General features: G+C 70.6%; 20 protein-coding genes. 12 read left to right on the top strand and 8 right to left on the bottom strand.

Annotation, left to right across the window (positions count from 1 at the left end; all coding sequences use genetic code 11):
• The first annotated feature begins 137 nt into the window (after positions 1-137).
• Positions 138-854, top strand: coding sequence for a ribonuclease PH (rph, locus tag K8940_RS00840; protein ID WP_223392660.1), 717 nt, complete (start codon positions 138-140; stop codon positions 852-854).
• A gap of 69 nt (positions 855-923) precedes the next feature.
• Positions 924-1901 (top strand): S1C family serine protease, encoded by a 978-nt coding sequence (locus tag K8940_RS00835; protein WP_223392659.1) that lies wholly within the window; start codon positions 924-926, stop codon positions 1899-1901.
• 8 nt (positions 1902-1909) lie between these two features.
• Here K8940_RS00835 and K8940_RS00830 read toward each other — a convergent pair whose 3' ends face one another.
• The 3 genes from K8940_RS00830 to K8940_RS00820 form a co-directional block, all read right to left on the bottom strand.
• Positions 1910-2143, bottom strand: coding sequence for a helix-turn-helix domain-containing protein (locus tag K8940_RS00830; RefSeq protein ID WP_223392658.1), 234 nt, complete (start codon positions 2141-2143; stop codon positions 1910-1912).
• A gap of 16 nt (positions 2144-2159) precedes the next feature.
• The gene (locus K8940_RS00825; RefSeq protein WP_223392657.1) at positions 2160-2693 is read right to left on the bottom strand and encodes a DUF2975 domain-containing protein; all 534 of its coding nucleotides are present in this window, start codon (positions 2691-2693) and stop codon (positions 2160-2162) included.
• 94 nt (positions 2694-2787) lie between these two features.
• On the bottom strand, positions 2788-2904 hold the full coding sequence (locus tag K8940_RS00820; protein WP_223392656.1) for a hypothetical protein: 117 nt from the start codon (positions 2902-2904) through the stop codon (positions 2788-2790).
• A gap of 251 nt (positions 2905-3155) precedes the next feature.
• Between K8940_RS00820 and rdgB the strand changes: the two genes are divergently transcribed.
• Genes rdgB through K8940_RS00795 form a run of 5 tightly spaced genes read left to right on the top strand, consistent with a single transcriptional unit; the run spans position 3156 to position 7108 of the window.
• Positions 3156-3758, top strand: a complete 603-nt coding sequence (gene rdgB, locus K8940_RS00815) for an RdgB/HAM1 family non-canonical purine NTP pyrophosphatase (RefSeq protein WP_223392655.1) — start codon at positions 3156-3158, stop codon at positions 3756-3758.
• A gap of 40 nt (positions 3759-3798) precedes the next feature.
• Positions 3799-4944, top strand: coding sequence for a radical SAM family heme chaperone HemW (gene hemW, locus K8940_RS00810; protein WP_223395983.1), 1146 nt, complete (start codon positions 3799-3801; stop codon positions 4942-4944).
• 36 nt (positions 4945-4980) lie between these two features.
• Complete coding sequence (gene rsmI / locus K8940_RS00805) at positions 4981-5868, top strand: 16S rRNA (cytidine(1402)-2'-O)-methyltransferase (RefSeq protein WP_223392654.1); 888 nt, start codon at positions 4981-4983, stop codon at positions 5866-5868.
• Positions 5868-6296, top strand: a complete 429-nt coding sequence (locus K8940_RS00800; protein WP_223392653.1) for a YraN family protein — start codon at positions 5868-5870, stop codon at positions 6294-6296. Before rsmI ends, K8940_RS00800 begins: the two co-directional genes overlap by 1 nt.
• The gene (locus K8940_RS00795; protein ID WP_223392652.1) at positions 6293-7108 is read left to right on the top strand and encodes a SirB1 family protein; all 816 of its coding nucleotides are present in this window, start codon (positions 6293-6295) and stop codon (positions 7106-7108) included. The genes K8940_RS00800 and K8940_RS00795 overlap by 4 nt, the downstream gene beginning before the upstream one ends.
• Here the strand turns inward: K8940_RS00795 and K8940_RS00790 are convergent.
• Positions 7105-7587 carry a hypothetical protein gene (locus K8940_RS00790; protein WP_223392651.1) on the bottom strand — a complete coding sequence of 161 codons (483 nt, stop codon included), beginning with the start codon at positions 7585-7587 and terminating at the stop codon, positions 7105-7107. The genes K8940_RS00795 and K8940_RS00790 overlap by 4 nt on opposite strands.
• A 117-nt stretch (positions 7588-7704) precedes the next feature.
• On the opposite strand from K8940_RS00790, the gene gshB reads away from it, so the two are divergent.
• From gshB to K8940_RS00770, 4 genes are all read left to right on the top strand, one after another.
• The gene (gshB, locus tag K8940_RS00785) at positions 7705-8658 is read left to right on the top strand and encodes a glutathione synthase (RefSeq protein WP_223392650.1); all 954 of its coding nucleotides are present in this window, start codon (positions 7705-7707) and stop codon (positions 8656-8658) included.
• Between the two features lie 109 nt (positions 8659-8767).
• Positions 8768-10300 carry a YifB family Mg chelatase-like AAA ATPase gene (locus K8940_RS00780; protein ID WP_223392649.1) on the top strand — a complete coding sequence of 511 codons (1533 nt, stop codon included), beginning with the start codon at positions 8768-8770 and terminating at the stop codon, positions 10298-10300.
• 51 nt (positions 10301-10351) lie between these two features.
• Positions 10352-11905, top strand: coding sequence for a response regulator (locus K8940_RS00775; RefSeq protein WP_223392648.1), 1554 nt, complete (start codon positions 10352-10354; stop codon positions 11903-11905).
• A 31-nt stretch (positions 11906-11936) separates the two neighbouring features.
• Positions 11937-13619 carry an AmpG family muropeptide MFS transporter gene (locus tag K8940_RS00770; RefSeq protein ID WP_223392647.1) on the top strand — a complete coding sequence of 561 codons (1683 nt, stop codon included), beginning with the start codon at positions 11937-11939 and terminating at the stop codon, positions 13617-13619.
• Here K8940_RS00770 and K8940_RS00765 read toward each other — a convergent pair.
• From K8940_RS00765 to K8940_RS00755, 3 genes are all read right to left on the bottom strand, one after another.
• Positions 13616-14449 carry a serine protease gene (locus K8940_RS00765; RefSeq protein ID WP_223392646.1) on the bottom strand — a complete coding sequence of 278 codons (834 nt, stop codon included), beginning with the start codon at positions 14447-14449 and terminating at the stop codon, positions 13616-13618. The genes K8940_RS00770 and K8940_RS00765 overlap by 4 nt on opposite strands.
• Positions 14450-14474: 25 nt before the next feature.
• Positions 14475-14903, bottom strand: coding sequence for a DUF350 domain-containing protein (locus K8940_RS00760; RefSeq protein ID WP_223392645.1), 429 nt, complete (start codon positions 14901-14903; stop codon positions 14475-14477).
• 100 nt (positions 14904-15003) lie between these two features.
• Entirely contained in the window at positions 15004-15453 is a 450-nt protein-coding gene (locus tag K8940_RS00755; RefSeq protein ID WP_223392644.1) for an SRPBCC domain-containing protein, read from the bottom strand.
• 62 nt (positions 15454-15515) lie between these two features.
• Between K8940_RS00755 and K8940_RS00750 the strand changes: the two genes are divergently transcribed.
• Positions 15516-15845 carry an ArsR/SmtB family transcription factor gene (locus tag K8940_RS00750; RefSeq protein WP_223392643.1) on the top strand — a complete coding sequence of 110 codons (330 nt, stop codon included), beginning with the start codon at positions 15516-15518 and terminating at the stop codon, positions 15843-15845.
• On the opposite strand, the gene rlmN is transcribed toward K8940_RS00750, so the two are convergent.
• Positions 15842-17053: a 23S rRNA (adenine(2503)-C(2))-methyltransferase RlmN gene (rlmN, locus tag K8940_RS00745; RefSeq protein ID WP_223392642.1), complete on the bottom strand. Its 1212-nt coding sequence runs from the start codon at positions 17051-17053 to the stop codon at positions 15842-15844. The genes K8940_RS00750 and rlmN overlap by 4 nt on opposite strands.
• Positions 17054-17063: the final 10 nt, after the last annotated feature.

The raw sequence follows: 17063 nt of genomic DNA, 5'->3' as shown, positions 1-17063 counted from the left end.
TCGGCCGTGGGGAGCGCCCGCGAGGGCGTGTCGTTTGGGACCCGGTCGACGAACAAAAGCAGGCGGCCTCATTCAAGTTCGGCTCTCAATAGGATAAGCGGCCCGTCACACGTATTCAAATGTCCCGGAGTTTCCGCATGCGTCCGTCCGAACGCGCCCCCGACCAGCTGCGCGCCGTCACGCTGGAAACCGGCGTCAATCGCTACGCCGAGGGCTCCTGCCTGATCGCGTTCGGCCACACCAAGGTGCTGGTCACGGCCACGGTCGAGGAGAACGTCCCCGGCTGGCTGCGCAATAAGGGCCAGGGCTGGGTCACGGCCGAGTACGGCATGCTGCCCCGCGCCACCCACACCCGCGGCCGCCGCGAGGCCGCCGCCGGCAAGCAGACTGGCCGCACCCAGGAGATCCAGCGCCTGATCGGCCGCTCCCTGCGCGCCGTCGTCGACCTCAAGGCCCTGGGCGAACGCCAGATCACCCTGGACTGCGACGTCGTCCAGGCCGACGGCGGCACCCGCACCGCCGCCATCACCGGCGCCTGGGTCGCCCTGCGCCTGGCCACCCAGTACCTGCTGGACGAAGGCGTGCTGAAGACCGATCCGATCCTGGGCCAGGTGGCGGCCGTCTCATGCGGCGTCTTCAACAACGTTCCGGTCCTCGACCTCGACTACGAGGAAGACTCCAGCGCCGAGGCCGACAGCAACTTCGTGCTGACCGGCGTGGGCGACATCGTCGAGATCCAGGCCACGGGCGAAAAGCGCGGCTTCACCCGCGCCGAATTCGAGTCGCTGTTCGGCCTGGCCGAAAAGGGCATCAACGAGCTGTTCGCGATGCAGCGCGCGGCGATCGGCGGCTAACCCAGCCGCGACCCTTGCCGGAACGGGGTTACGGTCCCAGATTCCTAGTCTGAAGATTAGGAGTCTCGCGTGCCCACCCCGTTCGAAGGCCATGAAGTCGAAGCCCGCCTGCGCCCGTCGGCCGAAGCCTACCGCTTCGACCTGGACCAGGCGCTGGCCTCGATGGTCGCGCTGGAGGCCCAGGTCCCCGCCGACGCCTATACGGCCGGCATCCTGGGGACCGAGCGCGTCGGCAACGGCGTGGTCGTCGGCCCCGGCGGCCTGGTCCTGACCATGGCCTATCTGATCACCGAGGCCGAAGAGGTCGTGCTGACCCGCAACGACGGCCGCCGCGTGCCGGCCCACGTGCTGGGGCTGGACGTCCGCTCGGGCCTCGGTCTCGTCCAGGCGCTGGAGCCGCTGGACCTGCCGGTCATGACCATTGGCAGCGCCAGGGACCTGGAGGCCGGGTCACCGGTGATCGCCGCCGGCGCCGGCGGCCGCGCCCACGCCGTGGCCGGCAAGGTCCTGGCCCGCATGCCGTTCGCCGGCTACTGGGAATACCTGCTGGACGACGCGATCATCACTGGCCCCGCCCACCCGCACTGGAGCGGCGCGGCCCTGATCGGCCCCAAGGGCGATCTCGTCGGCCTGGGATCCCTGACCCTGGAAGGCCGCGACCAGAACGGCGACGCCCGGCCGATCAACATGTTCGTGCCGGCCGAGCTCCTGCCGCCGATCCTGCACGACCTGGCGCGCGGCCAGGCCCCGCACCCGCCGCGTCCGTGGCTGGGCGTCTTCGCCCAGGAGATGGAGAACCACGTCGTCATCGTCGGCATCTCGCCCAAGGGCCCAGCCGCCCGGGCCGAGCTGAAGGCCGGCGACCTGATCCTGGCCGTCGACGGCGAGCCGGTCTCGGACCTGGCCGAATTCTACGAGAAGATGTGGAGCCTGGGCGACGCCGGCGTCAGCGTGCCGCTGAAGGTGCTGCGCGAAGGTGACGCCTTCGAGGTCGAGGTCCGCTCGATGGACCGCGCCAGCCTGCTGAAGAAGCGGCGGCTGAACTAGGACGAGGCCTAGTCCTCCTCGTCGTCGGCGTCGGCCGGGCCGTATTCGAAGGTCAGCAGGTCGCCGGGCTGGCACTGCAGTTCGCGGCACAGGGCGTCCAGGGTCGAGAACCGCACGGCGCGGGCCTTGCCGGTCTTGAGGATCGAGAGGTTGGCGATGGTCACGCCGACGCGGTCGGACAGCTCGGTCAGCGACATGCGCCGTTCCAGCAGCACGCGGTCGAGGTTCACGCGGACGGGCATGCGGCGTCGCTCCGGGTCAGATCGTGAGTTCGGCTTCGCGGCGAAGGCGCGCGCCCTCGCGGAAGACCTCGGCCAGGACGAAGACGACCAGCACCGAGAACCAGGCGGTCAGGGTGAAGCTGTCGTCGATGACCTTGGCCTTCGGGGCCAGCCAGCGGGCCATCCCCGAGAAGACGTAGCGGCCGACCTCCAGCCCGGCGAGGACCAGGCCGATCAGGCGCAGGCGCACGACGTTGTCGGGATGGAAGGGGTCGCCGGCGGTCAGGGTGGCGAAGATCTTGCGCAGGCGCTCGACGATCACCATCCAGCCGCCCAGCAGCAGCGCCCAGGCGGCCAGGGCCCCGGCGAACAGCGCGCCGTTGCGGCTGACGGCCTCGACGGCGTCGCTAATCGGCAACATCGAGGCCAGCAGTTCCGGATTGAAGCTGAACAGCAGGGCGACCAGCGTGAACAGCGACAACAGGCTGACGAAGATCCACAGCCCGACGTAGATCACGTCGAGGATGATCTTCAGGAAACTCGAAACGGAGCCGGGCCCCAAGGCGCGCATGGCTGCTCCCCAACAGCGACGCTAGCAAACATGCCCCGCGTCGCGGGAGGCGTCAAAACAGCGGTCTCTTAGACCCCGGAAACCCTTGCCGCGCCTAGAGCGTCTGCACCACGAACGCCACGGCCGACACCGGCACGGCCACGATGAGCGCGGCGGTGATCACGGTCATGACGACTTTGTCGGCGATGCGGAACAGGCGGGCGGAGGACATCTTGTTTTCCAGTTTGAGAGACATGGCCGGGGACCGAGCCATTCGACCCTCGCCATGGATCAACAAATAGGGGCCGGTTTGCGTTCCGCCAATCTCGATTATCGAAAAACGATATTAAACTACGGTAATGATGCCTGTGGACAAACGACAGTTGCCGTAAGGTCACACCGCCTGTTCGGGATCGCTTCGCGCCAAACGCCGCGCATCGCGTTAAAGGAGCCTCGACGCACGCATTGCCAACGGAGTGAACGATGCCGCTGACGCTTGAAAAGGGCGCGAAGCTCGTGGCCGCGACCCACAATCCGGGCAAGGTCCCCGAGATCGCCGCCCTGCTGGACGGCCGCTTCGAGATCGTCACCGCCGGCCAGCTGGGCCTGCCCGAGCCGGACGAGACCGAGACGACCTTCGCCGGCAACGCCCTGCTCAAGGCCCGCCACGCCGCCGACCTCTCGGGCCTGCCGGCCCTGGCCGACGACTCCGGCCTGTCGGTCAAGGCGCTGGACAGCGCGCCGGGGATCTACTCGGCCCGTTGGGCCGGCCCCGGCAAGGACTTCGCCATGGCCATGGACAAGGTCGCCGAGCGCATCGAGGAGACCGGTTCGGAAGACCTCTCGGCCTGGTTCACCTCGGCCCTGGCCGTGGCCTGGCCGAACGGTCCGGCCGTGGTGGTCGAGGGCCGCGTCGACGGGACCCTGGTGTTCCCCGGCCGAGGCGCGCGCGGGTTCGGCTATGACCCGATCTTCGTGCCCGCGGGCCACGACCTGACCTTCGGCGAGATGGAACCCGCCGCCAAGGACGCCATGAGCCACCGCGCCCGCGCCTTCGCCAAGCTGAAGGCGGCGCTGTTTGACTGATCCCGACCGCGCGCGTGGCCCTGAGCGACGGGACGGGGGCCTGGGCGTCTACGTCCACTGGCCCTACTGCGCGCGCATCTGCCCCTATTGCGACTTCAACGTCGTCCGCGACCGGGGCCGGACCGACGAGCAGAAGGCCCTGGCCGACGCCATCGTCGCCGACCTGGTCGCCCAGCGCGACCTGACCGGCGACCAGCCCCTGCTGTCGATCTTCTTCGGCGGCGGCACGCCCTCGCTGATGGACCCGGCCCAGGTCGCCCGGGTGATCGACGCCGCCAAGGCCCTGTGGCGACCGGCCGACGATCTCGAGATCAGCCTGGAGGCCAATCCCACCGACGCCGAGGCCGATCGCTTCGCCGCCCTGGCCGAGGCCGGGGTCCAGCGCCTGTCGCTGGGCGTCCAGGCCCTGGACGACGCCTCGCTGAAGGCCTTGGGCCGCAACCACGACGCTGGCGCCGCGCGGCGGGCCATAGCGGCGGCGACGCGGGCCTTTCCGCGCCTTTCCATCGACCTGATCTACGCCCGCCCCGGCCAGACGGACGCCGCCTGGCGCGCCGAGCTGTCCGAAGCCATCGCCCTGGGTCCCGAGCACGTCTCGCCCTACCAACTGACCATCGAGCACGGCACCGCCTTCGACCGCGCGGTCGGGCGCGGGACGCTGGTCGTCCCCGACGAGGACCTGGCCGCGACCCTGTTCGAGACGACGCAGGAGGTCCTGGAGGCCGCCGGCTTCGACGCCTACGAGGTCTCCAACCACGCCCGGGGCGACGCCGCCCGCTCGCGGCATAACCTCGTCTACTGGCGCGGCCGCGACTATGTCGGCGTCGGCCCCGGCGCGCACGGGCGTCTGACCCTGCCCGCCAATCCTGGTTTAGGGGGCCGCGCGGCGACCACCGCCCATCGCGCCATCAAGGACTATGTCGCCGCCGTCGCCGAGACCGGCGTCGGCTTCGAGCGCGAGCTCCTCACGCCCGAGGAGGCCGCCGAGGAGCGCCTGGTCCTTGGCCTGCGAATCGACGACGGAGTCGGTTTCGACGAAATGGCGCCCCTGAGCCTCTCGCCGGACCTGCCCAAGGTCCGCGATCTGGTGGCGGCCGGCCTGCTGGCCGACGACGCCAATCGATTGCGCGCCACTCGGGCGGGACGCCTGGTTCTAGACCGGCTGACAGGGACGCTCGCGACCTGATATGCCTTCTTCGCGAGCATAAGGGACATCCATACGTTGAGCCGCCAGCTTCCCCCGCCAGCCCTGTCCGACGCGCCGCTGGCGCCGGGCCTCTATCTGGTGGCGACGCCGATCGGCAACCTGCGCGACATCACCCTGCGGGCGCTGGACATTCTGGCTGGCTGCGACGTCCTGCTGGCCGAGGACACCCGCGTCACCGGCAAGCTGCTGGCGGCCTACGGGATCCGCACCCGGCTGGAGCGTCACGACGAGCACGTGGCCGAGCGGGCGATCCCGGGCATCCTGGACCGGCTGGAGGCCGGCGAGCGCGTGGCCCTGGTCTCGGACGCCGGCACGCCGATGGTCTCCGACCCCGGCTATCGCCTGGCTCGCGAGGCGATCGCGGCCGGCCATCCGGTGATCCCGATCCCCGGCGCCTCGGCCGCCCTGGCGGCCCTGACCCTGGCCGGCCTGCCGACCGACCGCTTCCTGTTCGCCGGCTTCCCGCCGCCCAAGAGCGCCGCGCGGCGGACCTTCCTGGAAGAGTTCGCCAACACCCGCGCCACCCTGATCTTCTACGAAGGCGCCTCGCGGGTCGCCGACTGCCTGGCCGACATGGCCGTCGTGTTCGGCGGGACGCGCCAGGCGGCCGTGTGCCGCGAGCTGACCAAGCTCTACGAGACCTGCGTGCGCGGTCCGCTCGACGAACTCGCCGCCGACCCGCGCTTCACGGCGCCGAAGGGCGAGATCGTCATCCTCGTGGGTCCGGGCGTGGAGAAGGTCGCTTCGGCCGACGACGCCGAGGCCGCCCTGCGCGAGGCCATGGCCCGCCTGCCGCTGGGCGAGGCCGCCTCCGAGGTGGCCAAGGCCCTGGGCCTGTCGCGCAAGGACCTCTACCGCCAGGCCTTGGCGCTGAAAGACCAAGACGCCAAGGAGCAGGCCTGATGGTCGCCGGTGTCCGCCAAGCTCGTATTCGCAAGGATCGGGGCGCGGCGGCGCGCAAGCTGGGACGGCGGGCTGAGGTGCTGGCGGCGCTGTGGCTGATGGCCAAGGGCTATCGGATCCTGGGCTTCCGCCTGGCGACGCCGCTGGGCGAAATCGACCTGCTGGCGCAACGCGGCAAGGTGCTGGCCGTTGTGGAGGTCAAGCAACGGACCACGATCGAGGACGCCCTGGACGCCGTGACGCCGACCCAGCGTGACCGCCTGCGTCGCGCCGCCGCCCACCTTTCCGCGCACCGCGCCGGGTTGCGCGACCTTTTCGTGCGCCTGGACCTGATCGCCCTGGCGCCCGGCCGCGCGCCGCGCCACCTGCCCGACGCCTGGCCAACGGACTTCGGGCCGGGCGGCCTGAGGATGGGGGGGCCGACGTGACGCGCGAAGAGGCCGAGGCGATCCTGACCCGGGCCGGCGAAGGGCCCGACGAGACCTTCCCGCTGTTCGAGGCGGCCCTGGCCTGCGCCATCCATGACGATCCCGGCCGCGACACCACGCCGGCCATCGACCTGGCCCGCGACGCCGTCGACCGCCTGCGCCGCCGCGCCGAGAGCGAGTCGCCCGAGGAGGCCGTGGCCGAGACCCTGGCCGGCGACCTGCGGCTGACCGGCGACGTTCTGACCTACGACCACCCCGACAACGCCGACGTCATCGCCATCGCCGATCGCCGCAAGGGCCTGCCGGTGGCGCTGGGCGTCTTCTACCTGCACGCCGCCCGCCAGGTCGGGCTGGAGCTCTACGGCGTCGACTTCCCCGGCCACTTCCTGCTGCGCATCGAGACCGAGGAAGGCCCCCTGGCCCTGGATCCGTTCAGCGAGGGTCGGGTGGTGCTGCCGTCCGAGCTGTCGCGCCGGGCCCTGCGCACCGGCCTGATGCCTGACGTGGCCTCGCGGCTGGAGCTGCTGATGGCCCCGATCTCGGACCGCGCCGTCCTGATCCGCCTGCAGAACAACATCTTCGCCCGCGCCCAGCAGGCCAAGGACTGGCCCCGCGCCGAGCGCTCGGCCCTGCGCCGCGCCCTGCTCAACCCGGCCGACCACCGCCCCTGGCTGGACGTCGCCGCCGCCCGCGAAGGCCAGGGCGCCCTGGCCGGCGCGCTGCAGGCCCTGTCGCGCGCCCAGATCCTGGACGGCGGCGCGGCCATCGCGGCCCGGGCCGCGCGGGAGCGGATGCGGCTGAGGCTGAACTAGTAGAGTGGCTTGAGACCCAAAGCGGTCGGCGCCGCCGACACGATTCTGTTCATCGCCGGATCGTCCTCACAGCCGAAGTCGAAGACGCGCACGCGGCGACCGGAATCTGACACCCATTCCACACGCAGGCCCGCGTCGTCGGTATGATAGCTTTGGCACCCGGCCTCACCACCGGCGATGTCGCGCTGACCTCTATAGGGCGCGAGCCTAGCCTTGAAGTCGGCGAACTGCTCGGGCGTGATCTGGCGAACCTCGCGCCGACGCCGCCAGTCTCTGTAGTTCCCCGCCCAGTAGCCCGCCTCGACCCGCAGCACGCCATCGGCGCTGGCGACGAACTTCACCGTCTCGCAGCGCCCACAGAAGGGCGGTGGCGTCGGCGCGAAAGCGATGCGCTCGACGGCAGGGGCGATTGGCGGCGCGCTCGCGCATCCTGCCAGCGTCGTGGCGACAAGGATTGTGGAGACCCGCCAGCCGATCATGCCGCGACCGTGCCAGCAGCGACATCACGCGACAACCTTCCCCTCGCAATCCCTGGAAATCGCCTTAACTAGGCAGTCGCGCCCAGACGCCCAGGAAGACAAAGCCCAGGAGCCCCCATGTCGCTGCGAGTCGCCGTCCAGATGGACCCCGTGCTGGGGATCAACATCGACACCGACACGACCTTCCTGATGATGATGGAAGCGCAGGAACGCGGTCACAAGCTGTGGTTCTACACGCCCGACAAGCTGTCGCTGGAGGACGGCCGGGTGTTCGCCCGGGCCCAACCGCTGGAGGTGTTCGCCGAGAAGGGCGCGCACGCCAAGCTGGGCGAGACGGTCCTGCTGGACATGAAGGACGACATCGACGTCGTGCTGATGCGCCAGGATCCGCCGTTCGACATGGCCTACATCACGGCCACCCACTTCCTGGAAAAGATCCACCCGCACACCCTGGTGGTGAACAACCCGGCCGAGGTGCGCAACGCGCCCGAGAAGCTGTTCGTCACCGACTTCCCCGGCGTGCAGCCGCCGACCCTGATCACCTCGGACCACGAGGCGATCTACGACTTCCGCGCCCGCCACGGCGACATCGTGCTGAAGCCCCTCTACGGCGGCGGCGGCTCGGGCGTGGCGCGGCTGCTAGCCGACGATCCGAACCTCGACGCCCTGCTGGAACTACACGCCATGATCGGCCGCGAGCAGGTCATCGCCCAGAGGTTCGTCCCGGCCGTCAGCAAGGGCGACAAGCGCGTCCTGCTGGTCGGCGGCGAGCCCGTCGGGGCCATCAACCGCGTGCCGGCCGACGGTCAGGTGCGCTCGAACCTGCGGGTCGGCGGCCGCGCCGAAGCCGTCGCCCTGACGGCCCGCGACCTGGAACTGTGCAAGATCATCGGGCCCGAACTAAAGCGTCGTGGACTGATCTTTGTCGGCATCGACGTCATTGGCGAGTATCTTACGGAAATCAACGTTACGTCGCCAACGGGCGCGCAACAGCTCAAGCGTTTCACCGGCGTCAACGCCGCGGCCGTACTCTGGGATCATATCGAGGACATTCGCCGCAACGGTGGGTAACTCTGCGGAATGACGCCAATTTCCTAAAACGTTCGTTTTTTGTTCTTGCTCCATTTCGCAAGCTATGCTGTGAGTTGTGGATAAAATCCATTATCCACGGGGGTTTGCGATGGCCGCCAGGGTGGTCACCGTCGCGTTCGAGGGCGTCGAGGCTCGGCGCGTCGACGTCGAGGTGCAGCTGACCACCGGACACGCGGCCTTCGTCATCGTCGGCCTGGCCGACAAGGCGGTGGCCGAGAGCCGCGAGCGGGTGCGCGGCGCCTTCGCGGGCCTGGGCCTGTCGCTGCCAGGCAAGCGCATCGTCGCCAACCTGGCCCCGGCCGACATGCCCAAGGAAGGGACCCACTTCGACCTGCCGATCGCCCTGGCGGTGATGGCGGCGCTGGGCGTCATCCCGCTGGACGCCCTGGACGGCTGGGCGGCCATGGGCGAGCTATCCCTGGACGGCCGCATCGTCCCGGCCGCCGGGGCGTTGCCGGCGGCGATGGCGGCGGGCGCCCTCGATCTCGGCCTGATCTGTCCCGAGGCCTCCGGCCCCGAGGCGGCCTGGGCCGGCGGCACGCGGATCCTAGCCCCGCGCTCGCTGGTCTCGCTGATCAACCACTTCCGAGGCGCCCAGATCCTGTCGGCCCCGACACCCGGTCCGATCGTCGAGGGCGAGGCCCACAAGGACCTGCGCGACGTGAAGGGCCAGGAGCACGCCAAGCGCGCCCTGGAGATCGCCGCCGCCGGCGGCCACAACCTGCTGTTCGTCGGCCCGCCCGGCTCGGGCAAGTCGATGCTGGCCCAGCGGCTGCCGGGCCTGCTGCCGCCCCTGACCTCGACGGAGCTCCTCGAGACCTCGATGGTCCATTCGGTGGCCGGGCTCATCGCGCGCGGCGCCCTGACCCGCGCGCGGCCCTTCCGCAGCCCGCATCACAGCGCCAGCATGGCCGCGCTGACCGGCGGCGGACTGAAGGCCAAGCCGGGCGAGGTCTCGCTGGCCCACAACGGCGTCCTGTTCCTGGACGAGCTGCCCGAATTCGGGGTCCAGGCGCTGGACAGCCTCCGCGCGCCGCTGGAGACCGGCGAGGTGATGGTGGCCCGCGCCAACTTCCACATCCGCTATCCGGCCCGGGTGCAGTTGGTGGCGGCCATGAACCCCTGTCGCTGCGGCCACGGCGGGGCCGGGCGCGGCGCGTGCGGCAAGGCCCCGCGCTGCCAGAAGGACTACCAGGGCCGGGTGTCGGGCCCGCTGATGGACCGCATCGACCTGGCCGTGGACATGCCCGCCGTCACCGCCGCCGACCTCTCCCTGCCGCCGCCGGCCGAGGGCTCGGCCGAGGTCGCCGCGCGCGTGGCCAGGGCCCGAGCGCTGCAGCTGGGCCGCGCCGAAGAGCACGGCGCGGCGGACGGCCTGAACGGCCGCGCGGAGGGCGCCTTCCTGGAGACGATCACCGCCCTGGACGATCGCGGCCGCGCCCTGTTGGCCCAGGCCGCCGAGGCCGGCCGGCTTAGCGCCCGGGGCTGGACCCGGACCCTGCGCCTGGCCCGCACCATCGCCGACCTTGAAGGCGCGAGCGGCGTCCAGCGCGTCCACGTCGCCGAGGCCCTGGCCTATCGGCGGACCCCGACCCACGGTGAGGAAACAACGTTCGCCTGACTGTCCGGCGCTTGACCCCCCGTTAAGGCGCGTCGGCTAAGCTCTTCGGTCATGAGCGACCAAAAACCTGGCGTCACGCCCGAGCAGCTGGCCACCCTGAGCCACGAGTTCCGCACCCCGCTGAACGGCGTGCTGGGCATGGCGCGGCTGCTCGAGAACACCAAGCTGACGGCCGAGCAGCGGTCCTATGTCACCGCCCTGCGCGAGAGCGGCGACCACCTGCTGTCGCTGGTCAACGACGTGCTGCATTTCGCCCGCCTGGGCGCGGCCTCGATCGAGCTGAGCCTCGCCCCCGTGGATGTCGAGGGCCTGCTGCGCCAGGTCGCCGAGCTGATGAGCCCGCGCGCCCACGAGAAGGGCGTCGAGATCGCCTGGACCGCGCCCTCGCCCCTGCCCGTCATCCGCGCCGACGAGGGCCGCCTGCGCCAGATCCTGCTGAACTTCGCCGGCAACGCCGTGAAGTTCACCGAGGCCGGCGGCGTCATGCTGACGGCCACCGCCACGGAAGGCGGCCGCATCCGCTTCTCGGTGGCCGACACCGGGCCGGGCGTCGCGCCCGAGGCCCGCGTCCGCATCTTCGAGGCCTTCGTGCAGACCGACATCACCCACGCCACCCAGCTGGGCGGCGCGGGCCTGGGTCTGGCCATCGTCGCGCGGCTGTCCGCCGCCATGGGCGGCGAGGTCGGGGTCGGCGGCGAGCTGGGCCAGGGCGCCGAGTTCTGGTTCGAGGCCCCGTTCGAGACCGTCGCCCCGCCCGTCCGCGAGACCCCGCTGGCGGGTCGCAACGTCGCTATCGCCTCGCCCAACGCCATCGTCCGCGCCGCCACCGCGCGCCAGATCGAGACCGCCGGCGGCCGCGCCTTCGTCGCCGTCGACATCGCCTCGGCCCTGTCGGGCGCGCCGGCCGACGCCGTGCTGCTGATCGACAAGACCCTGTCCGGTCCGCGCGGCGCCCTGAAGCTGCCGCCCGGCCGCAAGGCCGTGGTGCTGCTGACCCCCGAGCAGCGCGACCACATCGCCCCCCTGAAGGCCGCCGGCTTCTCGGGCTATCTGATCAAGCCGCTGCGCGCGGCCTCTCTGGTCGCCCAGGTGCTGCAGGCCGAGGCGGCCCAGGGCGAGGACGGCTGCGCGGCCGCCGACGCCTCCGCCCATGACGACCGCATCGCCGGGGCCGTGGCCCATGGCGTGCGCGTGCTGCTGGCCGAGGACAATCCGATCAACGCCTTGCTGGCCCGCACCCTGCTGGAGCGCGAAGGCTGCAAGGTCGACCGCGTCGCTGACGGCGAGCAGGCGGTCGCCGCCGCCGTCGCCGGAGCCTACGACCTGATCCTGATGGACGTGCGCATGCCCGGCCTGTCCGGCGTCGACGCCGCCCGGGCGCTGCGGGCCAAGGGCGTCACCGCCCCGATCACCGCCCTGACCGCCGACGCCTTCGACGAGGACAAGCGCGCCTGCCTGGCCGCCGGCATGGACGACTTCCTGGTGAAACCCCTGACGCAGGAAGCCCTGCGCGACGCCCTCAAGCGCTGGACGTCGGGAAGCGCCGGCGGCGGCATGCCCAGCCGCTGGACGAAACCCGCGACGCGAGCCAAGGTCGCCGGCTGAATCCGGGCGGTCCCCGGACAGGGGAATCGCCATGACCGACACCGCCCAGCCGCCGGAGAAGAAGACCCTTCTCCAGACCCTGGCCTTCTTCGGCGAGCGGCGCAGCCTGGTCATGCTGGGCCTCGGCTTCGCGTCGGGCCTGCCCTACATGCTGATCTTCGACACCCTGTCGCTGTGGCTGCGCGACGCGGGCCTGTCGCTGGCGGTGATCGGCTTCTTCAGCCTGGCCACCCTGTCGTTCTCGTTCAAGTTCCTGTGGGCCCCGCTGATCGACCGGGCCAAGGTCCCGGTCCTGCACACTCTGCTCGGACATCGCCGCGCGTGGATGCTAGTGTTCCAGAGCGCGATGGTCCTGGGCCTGTGGGCCATCTCGACCATGAATCCCGCCCACCAGCTGGGCGTCCTGGCGGCGACGGCCGTAGCGGTCGGCTTCGCCACCGCCTCGCACGACATCGTCATCGACGCCTGGCGCATCGAGGTCGCCGACAAGGAAGAGCAAGGCCCGATGGTTGTGGCCTATCAGTGGGGCTTCCGGGTCGCCATGATCGCGGCCGGCGCCGTGCCGCTGCTCCTGGCCGAACACTATGGCTGGAACATCTCCTACGCGGCGATGGGGGTGGTCGTCGGGATCGGGATCCTGGCCACCCTGTGGGCCCCGCGCGAGGCCGAGCACAGCATCCGGCCGATCCCGACCGACGACGTCGCCCAGCCCAAGGCCCTGGAAGTCCTGGAGTGGCTGGCGCGCTTGGCCGTCCTGGTCATGGGCGCTCTGGTGCTGGGGTCGGGCCTGGCGGGCGACGCCACCCTGCTCTCCAAGCTGGTCGGCGGCGAAGCCCTGGCCGACGCCTGGACCGCCAAGCCCAACGGAATCTGGCTGCAGCTGCTGGGCGTGATCACGGGCCTGGCCATCGTCGTCATCGCCGCCTGGCCTATCCCCAAGGTTCGCACCAAGCCCGGCGTCTACATGTCCAAGGCGTTCGGCGAGCCGCTGGGCGAATTCCTCACCCGCTTCCAGGGCGTGGCCGGCCTGATCCTGGCGGCGATCTGCGTCTATCGCGTCTCTGACTTCGTGCTGAACATCATGAACCCGTTCTACCGGGACATGGGCTTTTCCCTCACCGAGATCGCCGAGATCCGGAAGGTGTTCGGGATCATCGCCTCGATGATCGGCGTGTTCCTGGGCGGCGTCGTGGTGGCCCGCCTGGGCCTGATGAAGGCCCTGGTCATCGGCGCCTTCGCCCAGCCGATCAGCAACCTGATGTTCGCCCTGCTCGCCATGAGCGGCCACAGCATCCCGATGCTGTTCGCGTCGATCTGCCTGGACAATGTGGCCGGCGGCATCGCCGGCACGGCGCTGATCGCCTACATGTCCAGCCTGACCTCGGCCGGCTTCACCGCCACGCAATACGCCCTGTTCTCGTCGCTGTACGCCCTGCCCGGCAAGCTCATCGCCTCGCAGTCGGGCCGCATCGTCGAGGCCTCGGCCCAGGCCGCCGAGCACGGCGGACCGATCGGCCTGCTCAAGGACCTGTTCGTCCGCCTGCCGCCCGAGAGCTTCACGGCCGCCGGCGCCAAGCTGGGCGTCAGCGCCCAGGCCATGGCCGCCGGCTACACGGCGTTCTTCATCTACACGGCGCTGATCGGCGTGGTGGCGATCGTGCTGTCGTTCCTGGTCGCGGCGCGGCAGAAGCCGACCGAAGACGCCGCCGCCTAGACCGCCAGGCACACCACCTGCGCCACGCGCAGGTCCCGCCGCAGCCCGTCGGCCACGCGGCCGTAGTTCTCGGTCGTGATCGGCTCGGCGGGCGCGAATTCCGAAGGGCTGGGCCGGCGGCGCGGGCCCAGCAGGGTCTTCAGGGTCTCGGGGGCGGTCGTGTAGATGCGGCCGCGACGCGGAGCCTCGGCGACGGTCACTCCGATCACCCGTCCGGCGGCGTCCAAGGCCGGCGCGCCCGACAGGCCCGACAGCGTGCCCTTCAGGGTGTCGGTGCGGCCGACCTCGGCCCAGACCAGCACCGGCTCGGTGCGGGCGCCGCGGCCGTGGACGACCAGGTTCTCGCGGCCCAGCAGACGCGAGGCGGCCTCGCCCGGATGGCCTTGCGGGAAGCCCGGATGATAGGCGCGCGCGCCCCGGCGCAGCGGCTGGTCCAGGCCCAGCGGCACGGCCGGCGCCCCGCCCTCGGTGGTCAGGATGGCCGCGTCGGCGGTCGGGTCGACATGGATCTTCGCGGCGACCCCGCGCCCGTCGGCCACGACGATCGCCGCCGACTTGCAGCCGTCGACCACGTGGCGCGCGGTCAGCCAGGCGCCGTCGTCGCCGATCGAGAAGGCCGTGCCCGAGCCCGGCTCGGGGCGGTCGGGCACCTGGACCACGATCGAGGGGTCGAACGGCGAGGACGGCCCCAGCGGCAGCCCCTCCTCGCCGGGCACCGGCGGCGGCGGCGGCGGCGCGTCCGAGCGCTCCTGCCGGCCGACGGCGACGATCACCAGGGCGCTGACCGCCGCGGCATAGACCAGCCAGTCGGGAAGCTTGGGGAAATGCACCGGTACGTCCCCGACCCCCGCCCGATCAGCCCGCCACGGCGGCGGCGAGGATCAGGGCGGTGGCCAGCTTGGCCCCGACCAGCAGGGCGGCGGCCGAGATCTCGCCCTCGTGGATCCGTTCGGGCAGGCCCTTCAGCACCATGTCGGTGATCCGGAACACCAGCAGCTGCACCGCGATGGTCGCCGCGCCCCAGATCATGATCTCGACCACCGAGGTCGAGGCCGTCAGCGAGACGGCCAGCGGAATGGCCAGGCCGACCATCACCCCGCCCAGCGACAGGGCCGCGGCCGAATTGCCCTCGCGGATCAGGGTGATTTCCTTGTGCGGGGTCAGTAGGGCGTACAGCGCCGTGCCCAGGATCAGCATCACCAGGGTCACGCCGGCGTGCAGCAGGGTGACCGGGAAGCCGGTGGCGAAGGCCTGGACCTCGGGCGACTGGAGCTGGGACGGCATGGACGCGGATGACCCCGATAGACTTGCTGCCCCCTGACTAACACGGGTCCATGAGTCTTGCGTAGGGGCGCCCGCGCCGGCGCCGGCTTGTGGATGCCGCCTATTTGTAGAAACCCTGGCGCAGGTTCAGGCCGTGCTCGACGAAGACCTTCATCGCGCACAGCATGCCGGTCCAGCCCTCGCAGTTGCCGAAGGCGGCCTTCTCCCCCGCCGGGGTGTCGCTCCAGCCGGCCTCGTGGATCCGAACGAGGGTGCGGCCGTCGCCGGTGTCGGCGAAGGTCATGGTCACCGTGGTCTTGTTGGTCGCGCCCGGCTCGGCCGAGCCCCAGCGCAGGACGATCTTCTCGTTGCGGACGACCTCGACCACCTCGACCGGGAAAGCGCCCGGGAAGTCGTGGAAGTCCCAGGTGACGGTCGCGCCAGTCTCCAGTCGCCCCTGGGCCCCGCCGGTCGTGAAGTAGCCCGATAGTTTCTTCGGGTCGGCCACGGCCTCGAAGACCTCGGCCACGGGCTTGGCGATGCGACCACTGACGGTGAATTCATGGGACATGGATCATCTCCCTGATCGGGTTTGGCCTTGATGGCCGCGACCATGTGTTATATTCTTATAACATGTCAAGCGAGGACGAAGCCGACCTGATCTTCAAGGCCCTGGGTCACCGGGTGCGGCGCCACATCCTGGATCTGCTGAAGGCCGAGTCGCTGACGACCGGCATGCTGTGCGCGCGGTTCGCCGAGCTGGATCGCTGCACCGTGATGCAGCACCTGGGCGTGCTGGAAGAGGCTGGCCTGGTCGTGGCCGAGCGGCGCGGGCGCGAACGGTGGAACCACCTGGACGCCCTGCCGGTGCACGCCATCCACGAACGCTGGATCGGCCCCTACGCGGCCTATGCGGCGGGGATGCTCAGCCGGCTGAAGAAGGCGGTGGAGGCGGAGGCCTAGGCCGCCTCGTCGTCATCCTCGGACAGCACGCCCGCCATCGCCGCCAGCGACAGCTTGCGCAGCGCGCTCGCCCGGACCTTCTCGCTCTCGCTCTTCAGCTGGCCGCAGGCGGCGAGGATGTCGCGGCCGCGCGGGGTGCGGATCGGCGAGGAGTAGCCGGCCTTGTTGAGGATCGCGGCGAAGGCCTCGATCGTCGACCAGTCCGAGCATTGGTAGTCGCTGCCCGGCCAGGGATTGAACGGGATCAGGTTGACCTTGGCCGGGATGCCCTTGATCAGCTTGACCAGGGCGCGGGCCTCGTCGGGGCTGTCGTTGACGCCCTTCAGCATCACGTACTCGAAGGTCACGCGACGGGCGTTGGAGAGGCCCGGATAGGCGCGGATACCGGCCATCAGCTCGGCGATCGGGTACTTCTTGTTCAGCGGCACCAGCACGTCGCGCAGGGCGTCGTTGGTGGCGTGCAGGCTGATCGCCAGCATGGCCTGGGTCGTGTCGCCCAGCTTTTCCAGCATCGGCACGACGCCCGAGGTCGAGACCGTGATCCGGCGACGCGAGATGCCGATGCCCTCGTTGTCGCTGATGATCTCGATGGCGTCGGCCACCTGGCCCAGATTGTACAGCGGCTCGCCCATGCCCATGAACACGATGTTCGAGAGCACGCGGTCTTCCTTGTCCGACGGCCATTCGGCCAGGTCGTCCTTGGCCACCTGCACCTGGGCGACGATCTCGGCCGCGGTCAGGTTGCGGACCAGGGGCTGGGTGCCGGTGTGGCAGAAGCTGCAGTTCAGGGTGCAGCCGACCTGGCTGGAGACGCACAGGGCGCCAGCGCGACCCACGCCGGGGATGTAGACGCTCTCGACCTCGATGCCCGGCCCCATGCGGATCAGCCACTTGCGGGTGCCGTCCTTGCTGACCTGGCGCTCGACGATCTCCGGACGGGCGATCGTGAAGACCTCGGCCAGGCGGGCGCGGGTCTCCTTGGCGACGTCGCTCATATTGGCGAAGTCGGTGACGCCGCGATGGTGCATCCAGCGGAAGATCTGGGTGGCGCGCATCTTGGCCTTGCCGTGCTCGACCACGCCGCTCTCGACCAGGGCCGCGACCAGCTGCGGGCGCGTGAGGCCCGACAGGTTGATCAGAGGCTTGGGAACGGCGGGGGCGGGCGCGGCGTCGGTGGAGACGCGCGACAGGTCGAGGGTGACGCTCAAGGGGGTGTCC

Origin of the sequence: Caulobacter segnis (assembly GCF_019931575.1) — a bacterium.
GTDB lineage: Bacteria > Pseudomonadota > Alphaproteobacteria > Caulobacterales > Caulobacteraceae > Caulobacter > Caulobacter segnis_C.
This window is presented reverse-complemented; position numbering and strand designations above follow the sequence as displayed.

What these genes read in the sequence shown, in the direction of transcription:
- rph (WP_223392660.1), top strand. Translation starts at nt 138, where the DNA reads ATGCGTCCGTCCGAACGCGCCCCCGACCAGCTGCGCGCCGTCACGCTG.
- K8940_RS00830 (WP_223392658.1), bottom strand. Translation starts at nt 2,143, where the DNA reads ATGCCCGTCCGCGTGAACCTCGACCGCGTGCTGCTGGAACGGCGCATG.
- K8940_RS00825 (WP_223392657.1), bottom strand. Translation starts at nt 2,693, where the DNA reads ATGCGCGCCTTGGGGCCCGGCTCCGTTTCGAGTTTCCTGAAGATCATC.
- K8940_RS00820 (WP_223392656.1), bottom strand. Translation starts at nt 2,904, where the DNA reads ATGTCCTCCGCCCGCCTGTTCCGCATCGCCGACAAAGTCGTCATGACC.
- rdgB (WP_223392655.1), top strand. Translation starts at nt 3,156, where the DNA reads ATGCCGCTGACGCTTGAAAAGGGCGCGAAGCTCGTGGCCGCGACCCAC.
- K8940_RS00800 (WP_223392653.1), top strand. Translation starts at nt 5,868, where the DNA reads ATGGTCGCCGGTGTCCGCCAAGCTCGTATTCGCAAGGATCGGGGCGCG.
- K8940_RS00790 (WP_223392651.1), bottom strand. Translation starts at nt 7,587, where the DNA reads ATGATCGGCTGGCGGGTCTCCACAATCCTTGTCGCCACGACGCTGGCA.
- gshB (WP_223392650.1), top strand. Translation starts at nt 7,705, where the DNA reads ATGTCGCTGCGAGTCGCCGTCCAGATGGACCCCGTGCTGGGGATCAAC.
- K8940_RS00780 (WP_223392649.1), top strand. Translation starts at nt 8,768, where the DNA reads ATGGCCGCCAGGGTGGTCACCGTCGCGTTCGAGGGCGTCGAGGCTCGG.
- K8940_RS00775 (WP_223392648.1), top strand. Translation starts at nt 10,352, where the DNA reads ATGAGCGACCAAAAACCTGGCGTCACGCCCGAGCAGCTGGCCACCCTG.
- K8940_RS00770 (WP_223392647.1), top strand. Translation starts at nt 11,937, where the DNA reads ATGACCGACACCGCCCAGCCGCCGGAGAAGAAGACCCTTCTCCAGACC.
- K8940_RS00760 (WP_223392645.1), bottom strand. Translation starts at nt 14,903, where the DNA reads ATGCCGTCCCAGCTCCAGTCGCCCGAGGTCCAGGCCTTCGCCACCGGC.
- K8940_RS00755 (WP_223392644.1), bottom strand. Translation starts at nt 15,453, where the DNA reads ATGTCCCATGAATTCACCGTCAGTGGTCGCATCGCCAAGCCCGTGGCC.
- K8940_RS00750 (WP_223392643.1), top strand. Translation starts at nt 15,516, where the DNA reads ATGTCAAGCGAGGACGAAGCCGACCTGATCTTCAAGGCCCTGGGTCAC.